The sequence below is a fragment of the Shewanella sp. YLB-07 genome (assembly GCF_009377275.1).
This window is the reverse complement of the sequence record NZ_VOQB01000022.1, coordinates 57,024-79,878: the sequence shown is the minus strand read 5'-3', so window position 1 is coordinate 79,878 and position 22,855 is coordinate 57,024. Positions and strand designations below refer to the sequence as shown.

Sequence of the window (22,855 nt, the reverse complement as noted above, 5' to 3'; positions counted from 1 at the left end):
AACTACAAGATCACAGAGCAACATTTACACTGGGCAATGATTGAATATATTAAGAAAATTCACTGTGCTGGGATGCCTCAATTATGAGGGGATCCCCCAGCGCCCTGCTAATAAGTGAACCTTGTGCTGGCGGGCGATTTGCTCAGCAAATGGCATGACAGCCTTGGTGAATCTAAATTTAGCAGCTTGTTAGCTATCCCTTTTCAGATTCGACGTCTTTATTAGACCAGGTTAAGCCCAGCTCAGGGCTTTCTATTGTAAAACTAGAGAAGACGCAACTGTAGGACTGCGCGACGTCACACATGAACTCTACCCAGCCAATAAAATCAACTTGGCTTAGTTCATTGCCATAAGGTCGATTTGTGCCACTTAAAAACTGATATCCTTTATCATCTATATCACTGAATTCCAGTTCATAGTTTTCACTTAACTGTTTACCCAGTTCTTTTAGCTTTTCGGGAAGATCGCAAAAATGAGTAAAATCCATGGCAAACAAAGTTTCACTTGAAACTCCTGCTTTCAACATGTTTTCCCAAAGTATTGTTGCTTCGTCTACCTTTCGAGTTTTGGTTCTTGAGTAGTACTCATCCCAAGTTTGTTGAGGATCGTCCATGATATTCCTTGTATAGCTAACAGCGTATTAGCGTGAATTCCGATAAACACCCTACGAACGGTTAACCAATCCAATCGTAAAAGTGTCACTTATTCACAATGATTTTAGTAACTTATCAGTAAGGTTTCTGTGAGGCAATGGCCAATTTTTGCATAGAAACCGAGAATTTAGATAATCGAGAATCACTTTGGGTCGTTATGTAACCCTTATGAAGCACAAACTAACTATTTTTCAATGCTATAGATTTGTTCGTTTGGTAAAACCGAGAATTTTTTCTTTTACATAACGAGAAGCAAAATCTGTATATTGCTGGATTCAAATTATAACTGTACGAACAAAGGGGTCGGAGCGAATAAGGTCAAACCTTCTTGTAAATCCACAAGTGTAGATACGGCTGCGAGCTTCCAAATCAGGGATGATTTGGCAGAGCTTCCATGGATGGACTTGCAGCGTCTCGCAGAAGTATCTGCATATAAGCCCGCTGCAAGCGATAGATAACAATGAAGTTATGATCTTCAATGACATATTCAAACAGCAAAGGTCACTGGATTCCGGTTCAAAAGTTCTTCCGGAATGACGAAAAGTAACGACCAAAACAAAATGAGCCAAGGTAAAAATGTAATCAAGCTTCATTCGAAGCTAACTCCCTTAGGGGCTCTTCTTGCGCCAACTTTGAGGCAAGTCTACCTCATCCCATAATTGGCGACACAGTTTGTCTCCTGAATGCCAGTCACCCGCCAGCAGCCATTTAACTAAGGCATCGCCGACTTGGGGATAATGGATCGGCTCAGGCGCCGCCAACTTTAACCAGCGACGCAAAGACTCACGATCTAAAGAGGCCATAGTCTCGGCCGCACCTAGCAACTCCAAAGCCGCGACATTGGATAGCTGCTCGAATTGGCCAAGTAAGGGCTTAACCAGCAGTTTTTTTCCCAAGGCCAGAGCTTCACTGGCAAGCTCAAAGCCTGCGCTGCCAATCACACCGCCACAAGTCGATAGTTTCTGTTTAAAGCCATCACGATTAAAACCGGACCACTTAATATGGCCTGGATAATCAAGCTTTGGCCTACCTCCATGATAAACGTGGAAACAGTAATCCTTAAACGGCGAGAGGAATTTAGCGATATCATCGGGTTCCTCGAACGGCAGGTACACCAATATTTGATGTGGATTAACAGCTATAACAGGATCAACCTCGACAAAAGGAGGCAATATGGGAAAGCCGAAATGATGCCAATGACAACCCAATGCGATATCCACTGGGGCAAAGTAATTCAATAGCTTCTCGTTAAACCAGTTCTCTCCCACCTTAGGTACAGCATATTTAAGCGCCGCCTGATGGCTCACACTAATCGAGGTGACTCCCTGTCGCTTAGCAGCCCAGGCTGAAACAGGTTCAAAGTCATTTAGCACCAAATCGTAGGGACTCAAGTCTAATGAGTTAATCTCCTGCAACAGAGTAGGCACTGAATTTTTCCATGCGGTTCTTGCCATACTCACCCGACCATTATGAGTCGCGAATGTCAGCCCAGTCTCAACCTGGTATTCACCGAAGCACTGCATATCGAAAAACTGCTCAGGAGCACGACCGGAAAAGAAGAAGTCGACATCCACCCCATGTTTTTGCAGAGACTTAGCCATAACCCGGGCACGACTCAAATGGCCATTACCCGTTCCCTGGACGCCATAAAGTATTCTCATATTCTCTCCCTGAAATGACGCAAGTTAATACCCACCTATATACAAAACAGCAATAACAGAACCTGAGCCCAGTACCGCACCAGCTACAATATCCAAGGGATAGTGCACCCCAAGGGCAATGCGTGACAACCCGATAGCGATAGCCCAGGAGTAGGCCAATAACAGCCATTGTGGATAGATAGCCCAGATAGAAGTCGCCATAACGAATGCGGCAGCGGTATGCCCCGAAGGCAGACTAAACTTATCCGAAGGTTCAAATGGCTTCGAAGAGTTAGCGGCGGTAACAGGAAGCAGCGAGTCACCTTGCTCCACATTTACCGGCATATCCTCAAGATAGACAGCTCCCCTGTGGCAAGGGCGTGTCCGCCTGATAGCGTTCTTCAATATGAGATAAAGTGGCAGTTCGAGGATAAATGCGGCGAAAGCCAGGTTAAACAGCTCACCTCCTCTGGAATTGCTCACTAACAAGGTCAACGAAAATATAAAGTAGAATGGGCCATCTCCGGTTTGTGAGATTTTTCTGGCGAGCAGATGCCACTCTCTGTGCTCGCTAAGCGCAAAGACATATTGAAAGGCTTGTTTGTCTAATTTTGCAATAGTGCCAAACATAAAAAGGCTCCTCATCAGCTGTATGCTGATTTAGAGCCTAAAAAGGTGCCATGACGGCGAGGTGACAGCTAGTCTAAGTTTTTATGACACTCGAAATGTCAATCAGCATATACCTATGCTGTAGCGACTTGCTGTGGTTTTGTACGATAGATTTTTATCAGGTGGTAAATGTTGATACAAGCAACAAATGCATTCATACCTGCCACTGGCCAAGCCGAAATATAGATCCCGTAGATAACGAATAACGAACAACCGGCAAAGTTTAAACATCTAAGCCAGATGATATCTTTCATCATCAATGAAATAGCTACCATTACTGATGCAAAATAACCAATAATTTCAATCGTTGAAGCTTCCATGAAGGTGCCTTTTTAAGGCCTTCTGCCATCCATAAGCGAATCGGGGGGTCCGTGCCCCTAAAGCAAGTTAAAGTTAAGTTAAACAAATCTGCCCACATGCTAACAAACTTACACTATACATGTAATAAAAATACGTCACTTAATGACCTACATCACGTTCACCGCTGGTTTATTCGGCAGACGAAGAAACTTTACAACAAATCTGTTAATAGACGCATATATCAACAATTGCGTGATTGATAACACTTTTCTTTTTAAGAATCCCTTATATACTGGCCTTATCTCGTCAAATTGTGCACGATTCAGCACAATATCGATCTACAGGAGTATGACTATGGAATACAACACCTCAGAACTTTGTGACACTTACATCGATGTCGTCGATGTTGTCGAGCCCATGTTCAGTAACTATGGTGGTTGTAACTCATTTGGTGGCTCAATCAGCACTATTAAATGTTTCGAAGATAACGGCCTTATTGCTGAAGCGCTTCAACAAGATGGTGAAGGTAGGGTTCTACTTGTAGATGGTGGCGGCTCTTTAAGACGCGCACTGCTTGATTCCTCTATTGCCCGGATCGCGGTAGAAAATAAATGGGAAGGCATCATCATCTACGGCTCTGTGAGAGATGTAGATGCATTGGAAGATCTCGACCTTGGCATTCAGGCACTAGCCTCTATCCCGGTCGGTGCAGATGGCCATTCAGTAGGAGAACTGGAAATTCCGGTAAACTTCGGTGGCGTCACTTTCTTACCACTGGATCATGTCTACGCCGACAACACAGGTATCATACTTTCGCCAGAGCCTTTAGATATCGATTAAGCAGCTCGAGATAAGACATCAAAAAAGGATGATTGCGTGCAATCATCCTTTTTAATTTATAAGCCAAACTAACAAGCCCTGATTTACAACTTAGTGTCAGCTTGCAAATGCTTACTCAGGAACTCATCGAAGGCGTTCAGTGTCTTGAGCCTATTAGCCTCAATCTCGAGGTGATGGTTACCATTTTCCAGCTCGATATATTCGACCTGTTTACCTAAGTCTTCAAGCTCCTCAAACATCTCACGACTATGGTAAACATCGACCACACGATCTTTATCACCATGAATGAGTAACAGTGGAATATTTATCTCTTTGGCAAAATTCACCGGAGAATTCTGCTCCAACATATCTGAGTCATCCCCGATCTGTTTCTTCACGACCTTGTAATTGGTGAAACGCCTGGCTTTACGAACGATATACTCCAGATCTGAAACGCCGGCAAAACTCGCGGCACAGCGAAACACATCTTGCTGCTTAACAGCTGCCATCATGGCCGCATAACCTCCATAACTGGCACCTAAGATACAGATACCTTGCTTATCCACCGGGTAATTCTCAGTCAGCCAATGAGCCGCATCGGCGAGGTCATCCTGCATCGCGCCTCCCCACTTTTGGATCGACGCCATTTCGAACTCGAAACCATATCCCGATGAACCACGAAAGTTTGGCTCAAGTATTGTGTATCCCCTGCTGGCGAAAAACTGTGAAAACCAATCGAATCCACCATAGTTACGTGCCATGGGACCGCCATGAGGAATGATTAAGGCAGCATTTTTAGGCTCGACATCATCATAAGGTAGAGTGACATATCCCTCTATCTTGAGCCCGTCACGAGCCTTAAAAGTGATTTTAGTTTTTCCCGGTAGCGACTTCTGAAACAGGAGTGGATATTCATCGAGAATGAAGTCTAATCGCTTCTCTTTCCTGTCGCCTAAGTAATATGCTCCTGGGCTCTGTGGGTTACTGGTAAAGAGAATATATTTATTTTCATCGTCACTAACGCTGGCAATATTGTTATAGGCATCGGGAATCGCATTATTCAAGGCTTGCTGAAACTTAGCGTAATCAGGATCGAAAAAGTGCTTAGCATCATTGGCTTCACCATGATAAACACCTATGACATCATTAGTCTTTTTCGAATAAATTAACGATCCTTCGATATCATAATTTTCATCGGCATAAACTAAGGTTCGGATTAACTGTTTACTCGATACATCGACCATAAAGATGGCGTATCTATCATTGTGTATCGCACGGATATAGAGATGAGATGGATTCAAGCCAAAGCCTAATGGCGTGATATCAGGAGCATCGAAAATCTCATACTCCCAGATATTGCGCCATTCATCTGTCTCTAAATCGTGGAGGCGATAGAAAATTTTAGTCTCATCTCGTCCATAACCTAGTCTCACCCTATGCTGGCGATCTGTAAGCCAATGAGAAATATAACTCTTACTTCTATAAACAAGCTTCCTACTGACTTTTGAGCTTAAATTAACTTTATAGACATCGGGTCTATTGGCTATTTTAAGATCGAGCGCCATCAATATGTAGTTAGGCTCATCGGGAAGAAGATCGATAATATTATTCTGAAATTGCGGACTCCTCTCCTTCTGCTTTAACCGTAGAACATTATCGACGGTTCCTGTGCCGTCGGCTCGAATCTTGAGCAGCCTGGCTTCGGTATACTTTAATCCTCCACGCTGTACAGGATAATCTGCGCTCACTAGCAGGAGGTCATTATTAGCCCACTTATACCAACCTATTTTAAATTTCTGATTATCTGTTCTTACAATGAAGTGATTTTTTCCCGTCTCTATGTTAGTGACACCGATTAAGGTTTTACCTTGATAGTTAAACAGATAAGAGAATTTCTTCCCACCGGGAGATAGCTTAACTTGCTCAGATTGCGGCAATAACCCAAACGCTTCCGTAGGTAGTGGCTCGGCTTGCGCTACTGAGCTCAATAATAGAATAAAGAGAGAAAAAATGATTCGGGTCATCCGAGCCTCGGTTAGAAGTTTCGATAGTTTTAACAAAGCGGCACAGCTTAGTACCTTTACACTATCAACTCAACAAATTGAGATCAGAATTTACATTGATAAATACATATATTTCAATCATCTAATTTATAATTTGAGTAAGATTTTGTGACAATAGACTCTGTAGTAACAGGCTCGAATATTTAAAGTTGGATTTATCAGGTGACAATAAAAAGGATGATGAAACCTGAGTCTCATCATCCTTTTTATTTCGAGTGTATTAGATGGGTAGCTGCTGTAATACATAGGTACCGGGAGCCGGTGCCAGAGACGCTTGCGGCTCTATATTTCTGGCTGGCACCTTTTCAATCTCTTTATCCAGCTGCTCCAGCCAGCCTTGCCAGTGACTCCACCACGAGCCTTTATGATATTTGGCCGCTTCCAGCCATGCATCAGCATCGGCGTCTTGCTTGCCCCCCTCCCAATAACCATATTTATTCTTATATGGCGGGTTAATCACTCCGGCAATATGGCCCGACTCACCGAGAACGAAAGTAACCTCTCCAGACAACAACTGACTGCTGGCATAAGTCCCCTTCCATTCGGCAATATGATCTTCACTGGTGGAGAGATAATAAACCGGCACTTTCACCTTAGTCAGATCTATACCAGTACCCTGGATCTGGATACTTTTAGGTACCTTTAACTGATTCTCGAGATAGAGCTGACGTAAAATAAAGTTATGACATTCAGCTGTCACGTTAGTGGAGTCAGTACTCCAAAACAAGAAATCGAAATCCACCGGACTCACACCCTTCAGATAATTATCTATGTAATAGTTCCAATGTAAGCTATTTTCCCGCAATAAATTAAAGGTTACCGCTAGCTGTCGACCATCCATATAGCCTAAACTTTTATTGCGTTGCTCCAAACTCGTCACCATAGCCTGATTGATATATACCCCCAGCTCTCCTGGGTTGGAAAAATCAAGTATCGTAGTCAGTAAGGTCGCGCTTTTGATTCTCTGTTTAGACCGCTTGCTTACCATGTAAGCCATAGCCGTCGATAATAGAGTTCCACCAATACAGTACCCGATGGCATTGACATGCTGTTCACCCGTACATGTTTCAATGGTTTCTAACGAAGCTATGATGCCATTGAGCACATAGTCGTCGAAACCACTGTCGGCAAGAGAAGCATCGGGGTTACGCCAAGAGATGAGGAACACAGTGTGTCCTTGCTCAACCAACCAATTCACCATAGAATTTTCTTTACGCATATCCATGATGTAATACTTATTTACAAATGGAGGCACGATAAAAATGGGTCTGGCATTAACCTGTTCAGTTTGCGGATGATATTGGATAAGTTCGAGCAGATGGTTACGAAACACGACTTCACCCGCTGTTAAGGCTAAATCCCTGCCCAGCTTAAACGAATCTTTTGGGGTCATTCGCACCTTAAGCAGATCGGAACTAGCTTGTAAGTCTTCCTGAAACTGCTCCATTCCCCTGATAAGATTCTCTCCCTTGCTTTCCACCGTCAGGCGCATCAGCTCTGGGTTCGTCAGCACGAAATTACTGGGAGACATGGCGTTAATCATCTGCCTGCTAAAGACATTGAGACGTTGTTTTACATCTGGATTCAGACCTTGGGTCTGATTGATCATCTCGAACATATTCTTACTGAATAGAAGATAAGATTGCTTGATCGTATCGAACAGCACATCTTTCTGCCAGGCAGGGTCATCGAATCTAAGATCGTATTTTTCAGGCTCAATAATCGCATCAAGATCCTGAGATGAGTTACTTACCATGGAGTTCTGCCAGATCTGCATTTGGTCTTGCCACCATTTCATCTGAGTATGAAGCAAGTGTTCCGGTTGCTTACTCGTCTCCTCGAACCACGAACACAGATCTTTGCTATTTTGCTGCATCATGGCTTCTTGCATCGAATTATCTGTTGTGGAGTTTTCGTTAAACGTCTTGAATAACTGCGTATTACATTCATATAAATTCTTAAAAAACTCACCATACACATTGTTAGCTGACGACATTTTCTCTCCTAACGGCTCCACAGGCCTCAGAATGGATAACTAAACAACTCCTGAGTAACAGCTGCAGTTACCCATCTGAAGTCTTACTTTATTTATACGTTTGCAGTCGCCTTTTTGACTGTTTCACTGGCCATAGAATCTAATTCGCTCTTAAATTCCTGACCGATTTTAGACAGTTTCTCACCGTCTTCAATCATCTGCGAGCTTAGCTCTGTGATAGCTTCAACTTGCTTAACGTTGTAGTTAAACCAGCTTTGAACGTCGCTCACCGAGCTGGCGCTCTTCATTTGCTCCACCCCTGTTTCGGCATAAGTCTGCAGAGCGGCAAGTTGCAAACGAGTCGTCTCCTCTATGCTCTTGACCAACATTTTGTTGTACTGAGTCATGGGGGAAAATGCTTTTTCGTTTTGCTCTATGAGTGTTTTAAAGAAATCGGTATACATAAGCTTGCTCCTGTTTATAGTTCAAAGTTTGAGGACACATTGGCTGTATTCCTCAGGGGTTCAAATTCTGTTAACCGCAAAAAACTGCGCTACAAAAACTGATAATGAAGTCACTGATGCTGGACAAGGTTTCGCCAGTCCCGCCATATACTGGTCACCAATATTGCTGGACAAGGTTTCGTCGGTCACGCCATATACTGGCCACCAATATTGCTGGACAAAGTTTCGCCGGTCACGCCATATACTGGCCACCAATATTGCTGGACAAGGTTTCGCCGGTCACGCCATATACTGGCCACCAATATTGCTGGACAAGGTTTCGCCGGTCACGCCATATACTGGCCACCAATATTGCTGGACAAGGTTTCGCCGGTCACGCCATATACTGGCCACCATTGATGGACAAGGTTTCCCCGGTGATATAGCTGGCGTCAATGCTGGCAAGATAAATGATGGCCGCAGCCACCTCTGAGGGTTCAGCGAGACGTTTAATCGGGATTTGGGAGGTGATATTTTCCAGTGCTTCAGACTTCATCGCCGCCACCATAGGCGTTCTGGTATAGCCGGGAGCAACGACATTCACAGTGACTCCCTTGCCTGCACCTTCATAGGCAAGGGCTTTGGTGAAACCTATCATGCCCGCTTTAGCCGCAGAGTAGTTTGTTTGACCAAATTGCCCCTTCAAACCATTGACTGAAGAGATATTAATGATACGACCGAAGCCCTGTTCACACATGGCTTGAAAGACAGGTTGAGTCATGTTGAATAAACTATTCAAGTTAGTATTGATAACCAGATTCCATTGCTCGACATTCATTTTTTTGAACTGAGAATCACGTGTGATGCCTACGTTGTTAATCAAGACTTCGACATGACCGAACTCCTGGAAAATTGCCTTCAGACCTAGTGCACATGCTTGATTATCTGTCACATCCATAAAAAATGACTTAACGTCCTTAGTCGTCAAATCATACTTATCACGCCACTCCGCCATCTCCTCATCTGTTCTGACACGACATACAGCAATAACCAGATAACCGTTTTTTACTAATTCCTTGCAGGTAACACTGCCTATTCCACCTAAGGCTCCGGTCACTATCGCGACTTTCCTATGACTCATTACTCGACCTCCGTATGTCGATTATTAGCATGAATGTTGCAGTATTTGACTGAATAGCCGGAAACCAGAGCTATCCATAAATAGCTAACTCACATCAGCGACTCTCAAACTAAAAACAAGCCTGACAGGTACTGAAGTTAGAGAGTAAATTCTTAATGGTCCCAAAAGCTTACATTCATCATACGAATGTGACCGAGGAGAGTAACGCTGTTCTAAAGGACAGTGGAGAAGTGATCAAGAAGTGATGTATCAGGTCGGAAAAAATACTAAAAGGCCTCAAAGACAGCCAAGCAAGATGCCTCGTAAATGCTCGTCAGAAAACCACTCCATCGGGTCAACAATAAATCCCTCAAGGATTTCATTGCCATCAAAAGCCTGATTAAGTCACAATATGAGTATTAGCATCAGAATAAGAACTAAATTGACATGCAATATCTCATTCCTTTTACAACGCAAATGTGTCGGCAACTCGTTTCAATTCGTGACGGTGAAACCAAACTTGCCCAGACAGTTCACTGCTGCAATGGAAATAAGCATCTCAGCGAGATACTCGATAATGCTAAATCCAGTGGCGTGCGTTTCGTCATCCTAGGCATAGGCGAAGACATAGGTCCACGCGCCAACCTTGGCCGCGGCGGCGCAACCGATGCTTTCGAATCGGCCATGGCACAATTTCTCAACCTACAATCTAACCGCTTCTTGAGTGGTAACGAGTGCATAGTGTTGGGTCAGATACAGACAGACGACCTGCAACTGGCCGAAGGTGCTGATGCCGATGCACTGAGAAGCAATGTTGAACTGCTTGATGAAAGAGTGATCTCGGTAGCCAGTCAGGTAATTGCGGCGGGTCTCGAGCCTATCGTTATCGGCGGCGGCCATAACAATGCTTATGGCTTGTTGATGTCGGTAAAAAACACACATAACAAAAAAGTCGCGGCAGTAAACTTAGATCCCCATTCCGATTTCCGCCCACGTGAAGGCCGCCACAGTGGTAATGGTTTTAGTTATGCTGCGGCCAGTGGCGCATTGGGTTACTACCATGTACTTGGTATGCATGAACTCAAAAACAGCGAAGAAACGCTGGAGCAGCTCAGCACCTTCGGTGGCCACTGGCACACCTTGCAAGCTATCTGGATACGCCGAGACATCACCTTGAAGTCGGCATTAGATGAAATAGTCACGCGCCTCAACGACAGCCAGCTACCAGTGGCTCTGGAACTGGATCTCGATGCCATCATCAATATGCCCAGCAGTGCCTCGACGGCAGCGGGAATACCACTGCTGGACGCCCTGCATTATGTGAGCACCATAGCCAGCAATACCCCCTGTGCCTATCTGCACTTAGCGGAAGCCGCACCTAGCTGTCATGTCGCAGGCATAGCGGCCGGTTATCGCGAAACTGGCCAGAGTATCAGTGAGCTAATTTATGCGTATATTCAAGGCAGAATGCAGGCTCAGCAGATAGGCTAGTAGAGGCTAGTAGAGGCTAGTAGAGGCTAGTAGAGGCTAGTAGAGGCTAGCTTCTACTAGCGCAATATATAATCCAAATAACTTTACCGGATCTGTTGTTGATAAATATCACCTGTGATCGGTGTGAAATGAGACATGAGGTTACCGGTAAAGCCTTGTTGGGCATACTCATTAATTCGATAAATAACCTTCACTTGAGCCAATGAAGCAAAATCGATTTTCTTCAAATCTAAATAAACATCTGACGGGGCTATCAAAGACTTAAAACGATAAACTTTATTCGTTAAATCTGAAATAGACTGAAAGTATGTTGATACTCCGTAGGACTCTTCTGGATGACTCAGCTCTTTTAAAATAGCTTTTCCAGCTAACGCATCTTCTGGTGGCAACGCCATTCCTGGCACGAAGGCTGTATTGCCCAAGGCTTGATACATAAAGCCGTATGCGGCATTGGCATCTTTATCATGCATTTTCGGAAAATGTTTCAACCAATAATCCGCCTTAAGAAAGCGATCATCCGCCGACCAGGTTGAAGGAAAGCTTTCGCTATTGGGGTTAAGCTGAGTTTGGGTTGCCACATCTTTTAAGTGTGATTGATAATTGGGTGGATTAGTCATAACTCTATACTCTTCGCCATGAAAAACCTTCACCTGACCTTCTTGTATCTCAATTATCGCTGAGTCCCCAGTGCTATCTGCAATTGATAAATGTTTTGGCGTGGCAGAATAACTGTAGCCGCCCTTAACAGCCACCAGATGAACCCTCTCTTTAATCGCTTTTACCGCATCATTCACTGTCGCAAAGTTATCGAGAATATAACTCACCCAATGATCGCCATCTAATTGTAAACTTTGGTCATTATCAGAAACAAGCTGATCTATCTCCCCTTGATTGAAATACAAGGTTCTCGCTGTCAGCCCCTTCTCATTCATACCATCCATTGGAAAACGATTATTAGCATAAACAACAAGACTACCATATTTAGAGACCCAATGAGCGACACCAGATAAGGGTTCAACTTCTGATGTGCCTACCCGTTTGATTCCGCGAGGAGTCATGACTAATGTCGGATTAGATGCAGAATAATAATCTTCGTTACGCCCAACCATAATGGGCGCATTACTATCTGTATTCCACAGCATACGGGTACATGCCACACTATCTGCCGCTATGGTTAAACCTGTAAAGGTGGTTGCTGTGACGAGCAATGTTGTCCATAATTTATTCATATCGACCTCTAAAATTACTTTGATACAGTAATATTCATCCAAGGAAGAAATAAAAGAAAACCGATAGCAGGGGGGATTTCCCCCATAGAGAATCACTCGAAAACGAGTTAGAGATAGAAAACGAATGTGTTAATGATCTAATAGTTCAACAAGATAATCGAAATATGGAGGCAAGTCTTTCCCCCACAAAAGTACATTTGAAAAATTGAAACCATCCAATCCGATCTCAGTATTGAGACTGGTAATATTTGGATTGTCAGAGAAGTCATAGTGCGTAGGAGCAAAACTCCAACCCACTTGTCGCTCGAGCAATGTCCTGAACAAAAATATATCATTAACCAATTGATAACTATCTGAGATAATCATTTTTATTTTTAGCTCTTCAGTTAACTCTGTAAGTAAAACCAGTTGATTTTTAGAGGAAAGTTCCTGGATACTCAATACACCAAGACATGAAGAGAAGAAGTCTTTATGTGCGAAGATTTTCATCTCAACAGACCCCATGATCCGCCAACGTAATTCAGAATTAATTAATTTCCCTCTAGATAAAAACAAACCATAATCGGCTTTTCCTTGCTTCAATAACATTTCACCATAGCTGCGACTTGTACACAGTAGGTTTAATTTGATTTTTTCTAAGCGTAATTTATCTTCAAGATGTAATAAAAAAGATCTATCTATACTCTCATCAAAACATAATGTTAGCTGCCCTGCTTCACCACACATTAATGTTTCAGCATAACGAGCAAAAGATTCATTATAGGCCAAGAGTATTTGCGCTCGCTTCAATAGACGAGAACCATTTTCAGTAAGCAAAAGTTGCCGAGAAGAGCGAGTAAACAGACTATAGCCAAGATCAATCTCAAGGTTTTCTATTTTCTCACTGATCGTTTTCCGATCCTTATGCAGCCGCCTGGCAGCCTGACTGAAACTCCTCTCCTCAGCAACGGTGACAAACGTTTTAATCTGGGCCGCTCCCCAAGCAAATGGTTTCATAACAATAAACACCTTACAAAAAGTAATATGACTCTAAATGAGTTAACAGATATGTCCACTTTTATAAGGTCACTTCATCGTTTAAGAGAGTCAAAAGCACCTATTTTCACCTGTTACTATTCACCAATGCCTAACGTATTGTGAGGCTGAAATGTAAGCGCCTGCGCAAAGTCCAATCTAAGCCAAAAATGCGTATTTTTATCCGCTACTATTCACCAATGGCTAATATTATGATGTAATGCCCAGTCAAATTTGCGAAAGCCTGCGCCAACGCGCATTTTCAACAATTCCGGGTTCAGATAACTAACATCGATCACAATGTGCTTGATGGGACATTCTGCGACGTGAATGAATGGCTTACACTCGCTTATAACAATTGCATAGATAGGAACAACCAGATGTCACAGGGCGCAGAAAAAAGTACCCATTTCGGTTATAAAACAGTTGAGACGGATCAGAAGGCCGATATGGTCGCTGGCGTATTTCATTCTGTTGCAGCCAAATATGACATCATGAATGATGTCATGTCTTTCGGTATTCACCGCATGTGGAAACGTTTTACCATCGAAAGTTCAGGTGCAAGACCTGGTATGAAGGTGTTAGATCTTGCCGGTGGTACAGGCGACTTAACCGCTAAATTCTCTCACCTAGTCGGCGACAGAGGCCAAGTAACTCTTGCCGATATCAACGATTCCATGCTCAAGGTCGGTCGTGAAAAGCTCAGAGACAAGGGCATTGTTGGCAATGTTAACTATGTTCAAGCCAATGCCGAAGCCCTGCCATTCCCCGATAATCATTTCGATATTATCACCATCGCCTTTGGCTTGAGGAATGTCACCGACAAAGATGCGGCTATCCGCTCTATGCTGCGTGTGCTTAAGCCTGGTGGAAAGCTATTAATTCTTGAATTCTCCAAGCCAAAACATGACATGATGCGCAAGATTTATGATCTTTACAGCTTCAAAATAATGCCAAAAATGGGCGCGCTCATTACCCAAGATGCCGACAGTTATGAATATCTGGCTGAATCTATTCGCATGCATCCAGATCAAGAAACCTTAAAAGGTATGATGGTCGAGGCTGGTTTTGAGCAGGTAGACTACACCAACATGACAGACGGCATAGTTGCTCTTCATAAAGGCTACAAATTTTAACTCTCGAATTTGAGCCATTACACTCAATAAAATAGCCCGAATACGAGCCTGAATTCAGTCATTGGATAACTTATGAAACGTGAAATGGCATTGCTACTCAGCGCTGGGCTTGAGACGGCTTTCAAGCAAGTCCTCGCTCAGTCTCCCGAGGAGTATGCCAAAATGCGTACTCTACATGGCAAGGTCCTTTGCATTCAATTGAGCCAGCTCAGCTGGCCAATCTATCTGGTTTTTGCCGGTGAAATTCAAGTATTAAGCAAATATGAAGGTGAAATAACCACTAAGGTTAATGCCGATATAACTACCCTATATCAATTAACCGAAGGGGCTAACCTTACCGAGCTGATAAAGCAAGACAAGCTCAGTATCGAAGGCGATCTCAGTCTGTTGCAGACCTTCAGTCATTATTTACATCAGGTGGAGTTCGATTTCGCCGAGCCTATATCCCGCTATATTGGCGATGCTCCGACTCACTTTTTAACGAGAGGGGTTAAGCAAATCAAATCCGACCTCGCTAACGTCTTTCGCAAGAGTCGCTCCCATATAGGTCAATTAACCACCGAAGAATATAAGTTAGCCCCCCATAAAATCGAATTTATTCATTTCGGTGATAGAATCGATGATCTGGTGGCAGATGTTGACGCCATAGAAAAACGAATCAAACAACTACAAGACCACTCTCCTAAATAAGGCGAACGTTAAGACATGACGCTAAAAAGTATCAGACGAGCTTATCAAGTTATCAAGATATCCCTTCACTATGGGCTCGATGAGTTAATTCCTGCTAAAATGACTCCCTGGTACTTCAGACTCCTTCGTTGCGGTCTGTTCTGGATTAGAAATCAGCACAAGGACAAGATAGGCGGCGAGCGCTTAAAGCTTGCCATGCAAGAGCTGGGGCCTGTTTATATCAAGTTTGGCCAGATGCTTTCTACCAGACGAGACCTACTTAGTGACGAATGGGCCGAAGAACTTGCCATGTTGCAAGACAGAGTGCCCCCCTTCGATTCTGCCATCGCCAGAGAGATGATCGAAACTGAGTTAGGCAAACCAATCGATACTTACTTCGAAGATTTCGATGACATCCCATTGGCATCGGCTTCTATTTCACAGGTCCACACGGCGACGCTAAAATCCAACGGCAAGGCTGTGGTACTCAAGGTCCTGCGCCCAAGTGTAGAAGCTCAGGTCCAAGCCGATATTCTACTCATGTCTCAGACCGCCAACTTTCTCGAGGCATTACTGGGCCAGGGTAACCGTTTGCGCCCAGCCGAAGTCATTGAAGACTACCGCACTACCATAGAGGGAGAGCTGAATCTCAAGTTAGAGGCCCTCAATGCCATCAGACTCAGAAACAACTTCCTCGACTCCGGGTCCCTATACATTCCCTATATGTATGAAGATCTCTGTTTCAGACGCTTAATCGTGATGGAGCGAATCGACGGCATCCCGGTCTCGGATATGGCGGCATTGAAAGCCCAAGGCACTAACCTGAAAAGATTGGCCGAGCGCGGTGTAGAACTATTTTTCACTCAGGTATTCAGAGATAACTTCTTCCACGCCGATATGCACCCCGGCAACATATTTGTCAGCCGAGAGCATCCGGATGATCCTTACTATATCGGATTAGATTGCGGCATCATGGGCACTTTGACCGATGAAGATAAACGCTATCTGGCAGAAAACTTCCTCGCCTTCTTCAATCGAGACTACCGCAGAATTGCCCAACTCTATATCGAGTCTGGTTGGGTCTCAGCCGATACAGATATCGGCGCGTTCGAGCAGGCCGTCAAAGTAGTGTGTGAGCCTATGTTTAACAAGCCATTAGACGAGATCTCCTTTGGTCATGTACTGCTTGAGCTATTTCGCACCGCGAGACGTTTCGATATGGTGGTTCAGCCTCAACTGGTGCTACTGGAAAAGACACTGCTCTATATCGAAGGATTAGGACGTCAGCTCTATCCTCAGCTGGATCTTTGGCAAACCGCCAAACCTTTCCTGGAAGATTGGATGTCGGAACAAGTCGGCCCCAAGGCGATGGCAAAAAAGATCAAGCAAGAGATACCATACTGGGTAGATAAACTCCCAGAGCTCCCAGAATTGGTGTACGACAACCTCAAGGTGGGCAAGAATTTTGTCAAATCACAGAACAAAATGCTTGAGCGTTACCTTAAACAGCAACAAAAGGCCCATAAAAGTAACTATCTTTTGCTAACATCCGCAGTTTTAGTGATCTGCGGCACGATTTTGTTTAATCAAGACGCTACACTATGGGCCTCTTACACCTGCTTCACCATTGGCACCTTATTATGGTTGCTTGGTTGGCGATCCAGGCCAAAGAATCACAAATTTTAGCTAGCACTAATTAACGATAAGTTCATAATAGAACTATACACATTTTTACGAGGTAAACGTCATGGGTAACATGGGTATTTGGCAACTTCTGATCATCGCTGTGATCGTGATTTTATTATTTGGAACCAAGAAGTTACGTTCACTTGGTGGAGACTTAGGCGGCGCGGTCAAAGGATTTAAGAACGCCATATCTAGTGAAGACGAGAAGAAAGCAATCGAAGAGAATGGCTCAGACCTAGCTAAAACTTCTGCAGCGGCTCCTGAAAAGAAGCCGGAGTCTAAGGACAAAGAACAGGCGTAATTCCTTATGTTCGACGGTATAGGCTTTATGGAGCTATTGTTGATCGGTATTTTAGGGCTAGTCGTACTCGGCCCTGAAAGATTACCGTTAGCAATCCGCTCAATTACAGGTTGGATCCGCGCCATGAAAAACATGGCGAATTCGGTGAAAGATGAACTCGAGCAGGAGCTTAAAATTGAGCAACTGCATTCAGACCTAAAAAAGGCTGAAAGTCAGGGTTTAAAAAATCTTTCTCCCGAGTTACAGGAGTCAATCGATCAATTAAAAGACGCAGCTCAATCAGTTAATCGTCCCTATAAGGTAGAAGAAACACCTTCGGCTAGCGCCAATGCGGCCGCAGATCCTACACCTTCGACGACAAGCACAACTGAGACTAGCTCAACTTCAGAAAAACCTAGCGGGTAGTCCATGTCGCAACAGCAGCCTCTTATCACTCATCTACTCGAGCTACGCACCCGCCTGCTTCATGCAATCGCCAGTGTGCTCGTGGTTTTTGCTTGTTTGGCCTATTGGTCCAATGATATTTACCACTATATGGCAACGCCTCTGATGCAGGCTCTGCCTGAATCCAGTAGTATGATTGCAACCGATGTGGCGGCGCCATTCTTTGCGCCCTTTAAGTTAACTCTGGTGTTATCTTTCTTTATCGCCATTCCCTATGTCTTATATCAAATTTGGTCGTTTATTGCACCAGGTCTATATAAGCATGAGAAGCGTTTGATGATGCCTCTGCTCGCCAGTAGCACACTCCTGTTTTATCTGGGAATAGCCTTCTCTTATTATATTGTTTTTCCTGTGGTATTTGGTTTTTTTGCCAGTGCTGCACCCGAAGGCGTTCAAGTGGCGACGGATATCAGCAGTTATCTGAGCTTCGTGCTTAAACTCTTCTTTGCCTTCGGTTTAGCCTTCGAGATCCCCATCGCGGTGATCTTACTCTGTTGGGCTGGTGTAACTACGCCAGATGAGCTCAAAGCTAAACGTCCTTATATCGTAGTCGGTGCCTTCGTTTTAGGCATGCTACTGACACCACCAGACATCATTTCTCAGACTATGTTGGCAGTTCCGATGCTGATATTATTCGAAGGGGGATTGATTGCTGCTCGTTTCTACAGTAAAAAGGACGATGAAGAAGACGAGCAAGAAAAACAGGATGAACCTGGCCAGGAAACTAAATAAGCAATAGCCGATTAGTTAGACATGGCGCGCTCAAATATCATAAGGGAAAATATTAATGCGCATAAGTTGGATTACCGCGGCAGCGATACTCATATCGACACAAGCAACAGCAGGCCTTGAACAAGACCTGCTGTCCTGTAGTGCCAAGGCGGATAAGTTAGATCGCTTGATCTGTTATGACCAGATAGCAACAAGCGTAAAAAGTGCGCCAAAAGTCACGAGTAGCACATCGACGAGTACTGCAGCAGCCACAACAGCGGTTGCAGCAACAAGTGTGGCCGCAGCGTCTCAGGCTCAATCTGTAACGGCTATCCCTACCACGCTTCCCGCCAATATCGAAGATGAGTTTGGCAATAAAAACCTTAAGAAAACCAAAGAAGAAGCCCAAAAAGAAATCACTAAGATCTATATGGAGATAGCCTCAATCTCTAAAGATGCCTATGGCGCCCTTAAAATCAGCTTTAGCAATGGTCAGGTCTGGAAACAGAGTGACAGCCGCCGCTATAAGGTTAAAGAGGGCCAAAGTGTGTTTATTGAAAAAGCGGCGCTAGGCTCCTTCGTCTTAGGCACAGATGAGCGTAACTCTACTATCAGAGTTAAACGCCTCAAGTAATGTCTAAATATATAGATATCGCTGTCAATCTCATTGGCAGCGCACTTGAAAAAAATATTCATGCGGTTATTCAAGATGCGGCGGCCCAAGGGGTATCGCCGCTGATTGTTATTGGTAGCGAGCTAGATGAGAGCGAGCGAGCAATAAAGTGTTGCCAGCAATACCCTCAACAGCTCTACTGCACCGCTGGTGTACACCCACATCATGCCAGCGAATGGCAAGCCGATAGTAGTGAACGAGTCAAACGACTCGCTGCGTTCGCCCAAGTCGTTGCCATCGGCGAGTGTGGCTTAGACTACAATCGTGACTTTTCCCCCAGACCTATGCAGAGAAAAGCCTTCGAAGCACAGCTCGCACTCGCCGTTGAGCTACAAATGCCAGTACTCATGCATGAGCGTGATGCTCATGAAGACTTTTTGGCTATTTTAAAAGAGTATCGGCCCTCTCTGCCCGGTGCCTTATTGCACTGCTTTACCGGCAACAGACAGAGCATGCAAGCCTATCTTGAATTAGATCTTCACCTGGGGATCACTGGTTGGGTATGCGATGAACGTCGAGGTCAGGAACTCGCAGAATTAGTCTTAGACATTCCGGACAATCGGATTCTCATCGAGACCGACAGCCCATATTTACTGCCCCGTAGCATGCGACCTAAACCTAAATCGAGTAAGAATAAGCCTCAATACCTGCCCTATATCTCTGCATATATCGCAGACCTCAGAGGCCAAAGTCATAAGGAGTTTTCACAGCGAGTCTATGAAAATAGTGTCGACTTCTTTGGTTTAAATAAGCTAGAAAATGTCAGCCTGGAGAAAAGTGGGTCCCATGAAGCATCTTAGCTTTATTTTCATCTGTTTCACTCTCATCTTCAGTACTCAAGCCCGCGGGGGAACCATACTCGCCGTAGGAGAAGACGAAGGGGCTCTGGAACTGGCACATTGGCTGTATTACACTCCCGCAAAAAAATCTGACAATATTGACTCAGTTAAAGCCTTGGACTCAAGGTCGTGGCAGCGTTTAACCCCAGCCTATAATAATCGTATAGGCATAGAAGCATTTTGGGTTAAATTCAGTATTTATAACCCTAAAGAAATACCGATAGACCGCATACTGTCACTGGCCAATCCCAATATCGATCTCATTTATCTCTTTCATATAGTAAACGGTGAGATGATCGATCGAGTTATCATGGGTGACAGCCTGCCATTTACCCAAAGGCCCATAATAAATAACCACTTTATCTACCCCTTTCAGCTTGAACCTGATGTCTTACATACGTTTTATTTAAAGATAGAGACCGAAGGCAGTGCATCTCTCCCTCTAAGTTTGTCATCACCAAAATCATTTGCGAAAGATATCGAGTCCAGCTCACTAACAAACGGTTTTCAGATCGGCGCCCTCACCGCAATCGGATTATTTAGCCTGTTTATCGCCATCAGTTCACGTTCATTTAGCTATAGTTATTATTCTGGTTACGTATTGTCAGTCACCCTGTTAGTGGCGACCCTGCACGGATTTGCGTTTAGATTTCTCTGGCCACAATGGCCCTTGCTACAGAAATACATGATCCCATTCCTCATACCTACGGCGATATTTTTTGCCCTTTTGTTTACCGAAAAAGTATTACAACTTAAATACCACAACCTGCGCATGCTCAGACTCTGTCGATATGGCGCCGGTTTCGCTGTAATTCTGGCGTTAGTGACTCCCTTTTTAAGTTACTCTTTAAGCCTGTATATCAATATCATTACCATACTGGTTGTGACGACTCTCTTGATGGTCATGGCCATTATTCAAGCGCTTAAAGGCCACAAACTCGCTAGGCTATACACCTTAGCCTGGAGCGGCATGTTAGTCGGTTCGTTTGTCTCCAGTGCCATGTATCTAGGTTTAGTTGAACTACCTGTCTCCCATTTAACTCCTCTCATGTTGGGGCTATTATTCGAGATTATCTTCATGGCTGCAGTACTGGCCATCAGATACAACGATGAGCGCAAGGCTAAGTTAAAGATCCAGCAAGAAGCCGTAATTCAGGCACAACGAGCCCGTGAGACTCGAGAACAAGCCCTTAAAATCGAAGCCGATATCAATGAGAAACTTGAGCAGATGGTGCAGGAGAGAACGCTCGAACTGGAGATTGCCCTACGCGAACTCAACGAGGCCAACCAAAAGCTCACCGAGCAGGCAACCATAGATAGCCTAACAGGCGTTAAGAATCGAGCGGCATTCGATAAACGTCTACTCGCAGAGGGGCGTCTCAGCCGAAGACAGCAAACACCTATGGCACTATTGATGTTAGACATAGATCGCTTCAAGTCCATCAATGATAATTATGGCCACCTTGCAGGGGATCAGACTCTCAGGTTAATCGCGCAAACACTAAAAGAGCAATTAAAGCGTCCTGGAGATCTAGTATCACGTTTTGGCGGAGAAGAGTTTGCTATCATACTGCCCAATACAGGCGAAGAGGGTGCGGCGCAGGTCGCTGAGCTAATCAGACAAACGATTTATGAACTGCCCATTAGTTGGAAAGAACGCTCAATACCACTGACGATAAGTATCGGTGTCAGTGCCGAAATCATCGACAGGGAGCAAGATCCAACTAAGCTACTCGAGCAAGCTGACAAGGCCCTCTACCGCGCTAAGAACGAGGGAAGAAATCGAGTCATGGTGTATACCGAATCTCTTTAAATCACAATTATCAGAAACACTCAGAAAATCCATTCGTGGCTATTCCATCCAGAAGATAATCTGAGTATTAATTAGGAATCGAAAGTGAATATAATTACCAGTGCTTTTCCTCAGCGCAGAATGCGCCGCATGCGTAAACACGATTTCAGCCGCCGCTTGATGGCCGAAAATACGCTCTCGGTAAATGATTTAATCTACCCAATGTTTGTGCTTGAAGGAAATAATCGCACAGAGACCATTGCCTCTATGCCAGGTATCGAGCGCTACTCCATAGACCTCTTGCTTAAAGAAGCAGAAGAGCTCGTCGAATTAGGTATTCCATTAATCGCCCTCTTCCCGGTTACCCCATCGGAGAAGAAGACACTGCTAGCGGAAGAAGCTTACAATGCAGATGCCTTGACCCAACGTGCCGTACGTGCGCTAAAAGAAGCCTTCCCCGAACTAGGTGTGATGACAGATGTAGCACTGGATCCATTTACCACCCATGGCCAAGACGGCATCATAGATGAAGACGGCTATATTCTTAACGACATCACTACAGAGATCTTAGTCAAGCAAGCCCTTTCTCACGCCGAAGCGGGTGCCGATATTATCGCCCCGTCGGACATGATGGATGGCCGTATCGGTGCCATACGTCAGGCATTAGAAGCGGCGGGTCACGTCAACACGCAGATCATGGCCTACTCGGCTAAATACTCCTCTAGCTACTATGGCCCTTTCCGTGACGCTGTCGGATCGGCTGGTAACCTCAAGGGTGGCAACAAGCATAGCTACCAGATGGATCCAGCCAATAGTGATGAGGCACTTCATGAAGTGGCACTGGATATTCAGGAAGGTGCCGATATGGTCATGGTCAAGCCAGGCATGCCTTACCTGGACATAGTCACCCGGGTCAAACGTGAATTCGCCGTACCTACTTTTGCCTATCAAGTCAGTGGTGAATATGCCATGCATATGGCTGCCATTGAGAATGGTTGGCTGGCCGAGAAAGCCATAGTGATGGAGTCACTACTTTGCTTCAAACGCGCCGGAGCCAACGGAGTTCTGACTTACTTTGCTAAGCGCGCGGCACAATGGCTGAAAGAGGATGCCGCTAAATAGTCTGGCGACAGATTCAGCTCTTTTTTCATCCATTATAAAAGCCGCTTAATGCGGCTTTTTTTTCTT

General features: G+C 44.6%; 22 protein-coding genes. 12 read left to right on the top strand and 10 right to left on the bottom strand.

All coding sequences use genetic code 11. From position 1 onward, the window contains the following. Positions 1-193: 193 nt before the first annotated feature. The 4 genes from FS373_RS29860 to FS373_RS29840 all read right to left on the bottom strand — a co-directional run bounded on the left by FS373_RS29860 (position 194) and on the right by FS373_RS29840 (position 3,282). Positions 194-613, bottom strand: a complete 420-nt coding sequence (locus tag FS373_RS29860) for a hypothetical protein (protein WP_152831353.1) — start codon at positions 611-613, stop codon at positions 194-196. A 648-nt stretch (positions 614-1,261) separates the two neighbouring features. After that, the gene (locus FS373_RS29850) at positions 1,262-2,314 is read right to left on the bottom strand and encodes an MJ1255/VC2487 family glycosyltransferase (RefSeq protein ID WP_144048200.1); all 1,053 of its coding nucleotides are present in this window, start codon (positions 2,312-2,314) and stop codon (positions 1,262-1,264) included. Between the two features lie 24 nt (positions 2,315-2,338). Next, positions 2,339-2,923: a phosphatase PAP2 family protein gene (locus tag FS373_RS29845; protein WP_144048201.1), complete on the bottom strand. Its 585-nt coding sequence runs from the start codon at positions 2,921-2,923 to the stop codon at positions 2,339-2,341. 113 nt (positions 2,924-3,036) lie between these two features. Then, a complete protein-coding gene (locus FS373_RS29840; RefSeq protein WP_144048202.1) occupies positions 3,037-3,282 on the bottom strand; it encodes a YgjV family protein in 246 nt (81 codons plus the stop codon). A gap of 334 nt (positions 3,283-3,616) precedes the next feature. On the opposite strand from FS373_RS29840, the gene rraA reads away from it, so the two are divergent. Then, positions 3,617-4,102: a ribonuclease E activity regulator RraA gene (gene rraA, locus FS373_RS29835; protein ID WP_112353963.1), complete on the top strand. Its 486-nt coding sequence runs from the start codon at positions 3,617-3,619 to the stop codon at positions 4,100-4,102. 83 nt (positions 4,103-4,185) lie between these two features. On the opposite strand, the gene FS373_RS29830 is transcribed toward rraA, so the two are convergent. The 4 genes from FS373_RS29830 to FS373_RS29815 form a co-directional block, all read right to left on the bottom strand. Further along, the gene (locus FS373_RS29830; protein ID WP_152831349.1) at positions 4,186-6,105 is read right to left on the bottom strand and encodes an alpha/beta hydrolase family protein; all 1,920 of its coding nucleotides are present in this window, start codon (positions 6,103-6,105) and stop codon (positions 4,186-4,188) included. 259 nt (positions 6,106-6,364) lie between these two features. Beyond that, positions 6,365-8,140, bottom strand: coding sequence for a class I poly(R)-hydroxyalkanoic acid synthase (phaC, locus tag FS373_RS29825; protein WP_152831347.1), 1,776 nt, complete (start codon positions 8,138-8,140; stop codon positions 6,365-6,367). A gap of 92 nt (positions 8,141-8,232) precedes the next feature. Next, positions 8,233-8,583 carry a phasin family protein gene (locus tag FS373_RS29820; RefSeq protein WP_144048205.1) on the bottom strand — a complete coding sequence of 117 codons (351 nt, stop codon included), beginning with the start codon at positions 8,581-8,583 and terminating at the stop codon, positions 8,233-8,235. 373 nt (positions 8,584-8,956) lie between these two features. Beyond that, positions 8,957-9,703: an SDR family oxidoreductase gene (locus tag FS373_RS29815; protein ID WP_144048206.1), complete on the bottom strand. Its 747-nt coding sequence runs from the start codon at positions 9,701-9,703 to the stop codon at positions 8,957-8,959. A gap of 426 nt (positions 9,704-10,129) precedes the next feature. On the opposite strand from FS373_RS29815, the gene FS373_RS29810 reads away from it, so the two are divergent. Further along, on the top strand, positions 10,130-11,173 hold the full coding sequence (locus FS373_RS29810) for a formimidoylglutamase (protein WP_144048207.1): 1,044 nt from the start codon (positions 10,130-10,132) through the stop codon (positions 11,171-11,173). 83 nt (positions 11,174-11,256) lie between these two features. Here the strand turns inward: FS373_RS29810 and FS373_RS29805 are convergent, their stop codons facing one another. Continuing rightward, entirely contained in the window at positions 11,257-12,402 is a 1,146-nt protein-coding gene (locus FS373_RS29805) for a linear amide C-N hydrolase (RefSeq protein WP_152831345.1), read from the bottom strand. Between the two features lie 129 nt (positions 12,403-12,531). Continuing rightward, positions 12,532-13,398 carry a LysR family transcriptional regulator gene (locus FS373_RS29800; RefSeq protein ID WP_144048209.1) on the bottom strand — a complete coding sequence of 289 codons (867 nt, stop codon included), beginning with the start codon at positions 13,396-13,398 and terminating at the stop codon, positions 12,532-12,534. A gap of 398 nt (positions 13,399-13,796) precedes the next feature. Here FS373_RS29800 and ubiE point away from each other — a divergent pair, with 398 nt between their 5' ends. The 10 genes from ubiE (at position 13,797) to hemB (ending at position 22,789) form a co-directional block, all read left to right on the top strand. After that, positions 13,797-14,552 carry a bifunctional demethylmenaquinone methyltransferase/2-methoxy-6-polyprenyl-1,4-benzoquinol methylase UbiE gene (gene ubiE, locus FS373_RS29795; RefSeq protein ID WP_144048210.1) on the top strand — a complete coding sequence of 252 codons (756 nt, stop codon included), beginning with the start codon at positions 13,797-13,799 and terminating at the stop codon, positions 14,550-14,552. A 72-nt stretch (positions 14,553-14,624) separates the two neighbouring features. Then, a complete protein-coding gene (locus FS373_RS29790) occupies positions 14,625-15,242 on the top strand; it encodes a ubiquinone biosynthesis accessory factor UbiJ (RefSeq protein WP_152831343.1) in 618 nt (205 codons plus the stop codon). Positions 15,243-15,257: 15 nt separating this feature from the next. After that, positions 15,258-16,907 (top strand): ubiquinone biosynthesis regulatory protein kinase UbiB, encoded by a 1,650-nt coding sequence (gene ubiB / locus FS373_RS29785; protein WP_152831342.1) that lies wholly within the window; start codon positions 15,258-15,260, stop codon positions 16,905-16,907. A gap of 61 nt (positions 16,908-16,968) precedes the next feature. Then, positions 16,969-17,208 (top strand): twin-arginine translocase TatA/TatE family subunit, encoded by a 240-nt coding sequence (tatA, locus tag FS373_RS29780; RefSeq protein ID WP_144048211.1) that lies wholly within the window; start codon positions 16,969-16,971, stop codon positions 17,206-17,208. Positions 17,209-17,214: 6 nt separating this feature from the next. Continuing rightward, positions 17,215-17,613 (top strand): Sec-independent protein translocase protein TatB, encoded by a 399-nt coding sequence (gene tatB, locus FS373_RS29775; RefSeq protein ID WP_144048212.1) that lies wholly within the window; start codon positions 17,215-17,217, stop codon positions 17,611-17,613. A 3-nt stretch (positions 17,614-17,616) separates the two neighbouring features. Beyond that, entirely contained in the window at positions 17,617-18,384 is a 768-nt protein-coding gene (gene tatC / locus FS373_RS29770; RefSeq protein ID WP_144048213.1) for a twin-arginine translocase subunit TatC, read from the top strand. 55 nt (positions 18,385-18,439) lie between these two features. Then, the gene (locus FS373_RS29765) at positions 18,440-18,997 is read left to right on the top strand and encodes a hypothetical protein (RefSeq protein ID WP_144048214.1); all 558 of its coding nucleotides are present in this window, start codon (positions 18,440-18,442) and stop codon (positions 18,995-18,997) included. Continuing rightward, a complete protein-coding gene (locus FS373_RS29760) occupies positions 18,997-19,836 on the top strand; it encodes a TatD family hydrolase (protein ID WP_144048215.1) in 840 nt (279 codons plus the stop codon). The genes FS373_RS29765 and FS373_RS29760 overlap by 1 nt, the downstream gene beginning before the upstream one ends. Next, positions 19,823-21,688 carry a diguanylate cyclase gene (locus tag FS373_RS29755; RefSeq protein WP_144048216.1) on the top strand — a complete coding sequence of 622 codons (1,866 nt, stop codon included), beginning with the start codon at positions 19,823-19,825 and terminating at the stop codon, positions 21,686-21,688. Before FS373_RS29760 ends, FS373_RS29755 begins: the two co-directional genes overlap by 14 nt. A gap of 84 nt (positions 21,689-21,772) precedes the next feature. Further along, positions 21,773-22,789 carry a porphobilinogen synthase gene (gene hemB / locus FS373_RS29750; RefSeq protein WP_322619585.1) on the top strand — a complete coding sequence of 339 codons (1,017 nt, stop codon included), beginning with the start codon at positions 21,773-21,775 and terminating at the stop codon, positions 22,787-22,789. Positions 22,790-22,855 lie beyond the last annotated feature (66 nt).

Excerpts from the sequence above, each read along its gene's own strand:
- FS373_RS29840 (WP_144048202.1), bottom strand. The coding sequence starts at position 3,282 with ATGGAAGCTTCAACGATTGAAATTATTGGTTATTTTGCATCAGTAATG.
- FS373_RS29810 (WP_144048207.1), top strand. The coding sequence starts at position 10,130 with ATGCAATATCTCATTCCTTTTACAACGCAAATGTGTCGGCAACTCGTT.
- FS373_RS29850 (WP_144048200.1), bottom strand. The coding sequence starts at position 2,314 with ATGAGAATACTTTATGGCGTCCAGGGAACGGGTAATGGCCATTTGAGT.
- tatB (WP_144048212.1), top strand. The coding sequence starts at position 17,215 with ATGTTCGACGGTATAGGCTTTATGGAGCTATTGTTGATCGGTATTTTA.
- phaC (WP_152831347.1), bottom strand. The coding sequence starts at position 8,140 with ATGTCGTCAGCTAACAATGTGTATGGTGAGTTTTTTAAGAATTTATAT.
- FS373_RS29800 (WP_144048209.1), bottom strand. The coding sequence starts at position 13,398 with ATGAAACCATTTGCTTGGGGAGCGGCCCAGATTAAAACGTTTGTCACC.
- FS373_RS29860 (WP_152831353.1), bottom strand. The coding sequence starts at position 613 with ATGGACGATCCTCAACAAACTTGGGATGAGTACTACTCAAGAACCAAA.
- FS373_RS29760 (WP_144048215.1), top strand. The coding sequence starts at position 18,997 with ATGTCTAAATATATAGATATCGCTGTCAATCTCATTGGCAGCGCACTT.
- FS373_RS29820 (WP_144048205.1), bottom strand. The coding sequence starts at position 8,583 with ATGTATACCGATTTCTTTAAAACACTCATAGAGCAAAACGAAAAAGCA.
- FS373_RS29830 (WP_152831349.1), bottom strand. The coding sequence starts at position 6,105 with ATGACCCGAATCATTTTTTCTCTCTTTATTCTATTATTGAGCTCAGTA.
- tatA (WP_144048211.1), top strand. The coding sequence starts at position 16,969 with ATGGGTAACATGGGTATTTGGCAACTTCTGATCATCGCTGTGATCGTG.
- FS373_RS29815 (WP_144048206.1), bottom strand. The coding sequence starts at position 9,703 with ATGAGTCATAGGAAAGTCGCGATAGTGACCGGAGCCTTAGGTGGAATA.
- FS373_RS29765 (WP_144048214.1), top strand. The coding sequence starts at position 18,440 with ATGCGCATAAGTTGGATTACCGCGGCAGCGATACTCATATCGACACAA.
- FS373_RS29845 (WP_144048201.1), bottom strand. The coding sequence starts at position 2,923 with ATGTTTGGCACTATTGCAAAATTAGACAAACAAGCCTTTCAATATGTC.
- FS373_RS29790 (WP_152831343.1), top strand. The coding sequence starts at position 14,625 with ATGAAACGTGAAATGGCATTGCTACTCAGCGCTGGGCTTGAGACGGCT.
- ubiE (WP_144048210.1), top strand. The coding sequence starts at position 13,797 with ATGTCACAGGGCGCAGAAAAAAGTACCCATTTCGGTTATAAAACAGTT.
- FS373_RS29805 (WP_152831345.1), bottom strand. The coding sequence starts at position 12,402 with ATGAATAAATTATGGACAACATTGCTCGTCACAGCAACCACCTTTACA.
- FS373_RS29755 (WP_144048216.1), top strand. The coding sequence starts at position 19,823 with ATGAAGCATCTTAGCTTTATTTTCATCTGTTTCACTCTCATCTTCAGT.
- tatC (WP_144048213.1), top strand. The coding sequence starts at position 17,617 with ATGTCGCAACAGCAGCCTCTTATCACTCATCTACTCGAGCTACGCACC.
- ubiB (WP_152831342.1), top strand. The coding sequence starts at position 15,258 with ATGACGCTAAAAAGTATCAGACGAGCTTATCAAGTTATCAAGATATCC.
- rraA (WP_112353963.1), top strand. The coding sequence starts at position 3,617 with ATGGAATACAACACCTCAGAACTTTGTGACACTTACATCGATGTCGTC.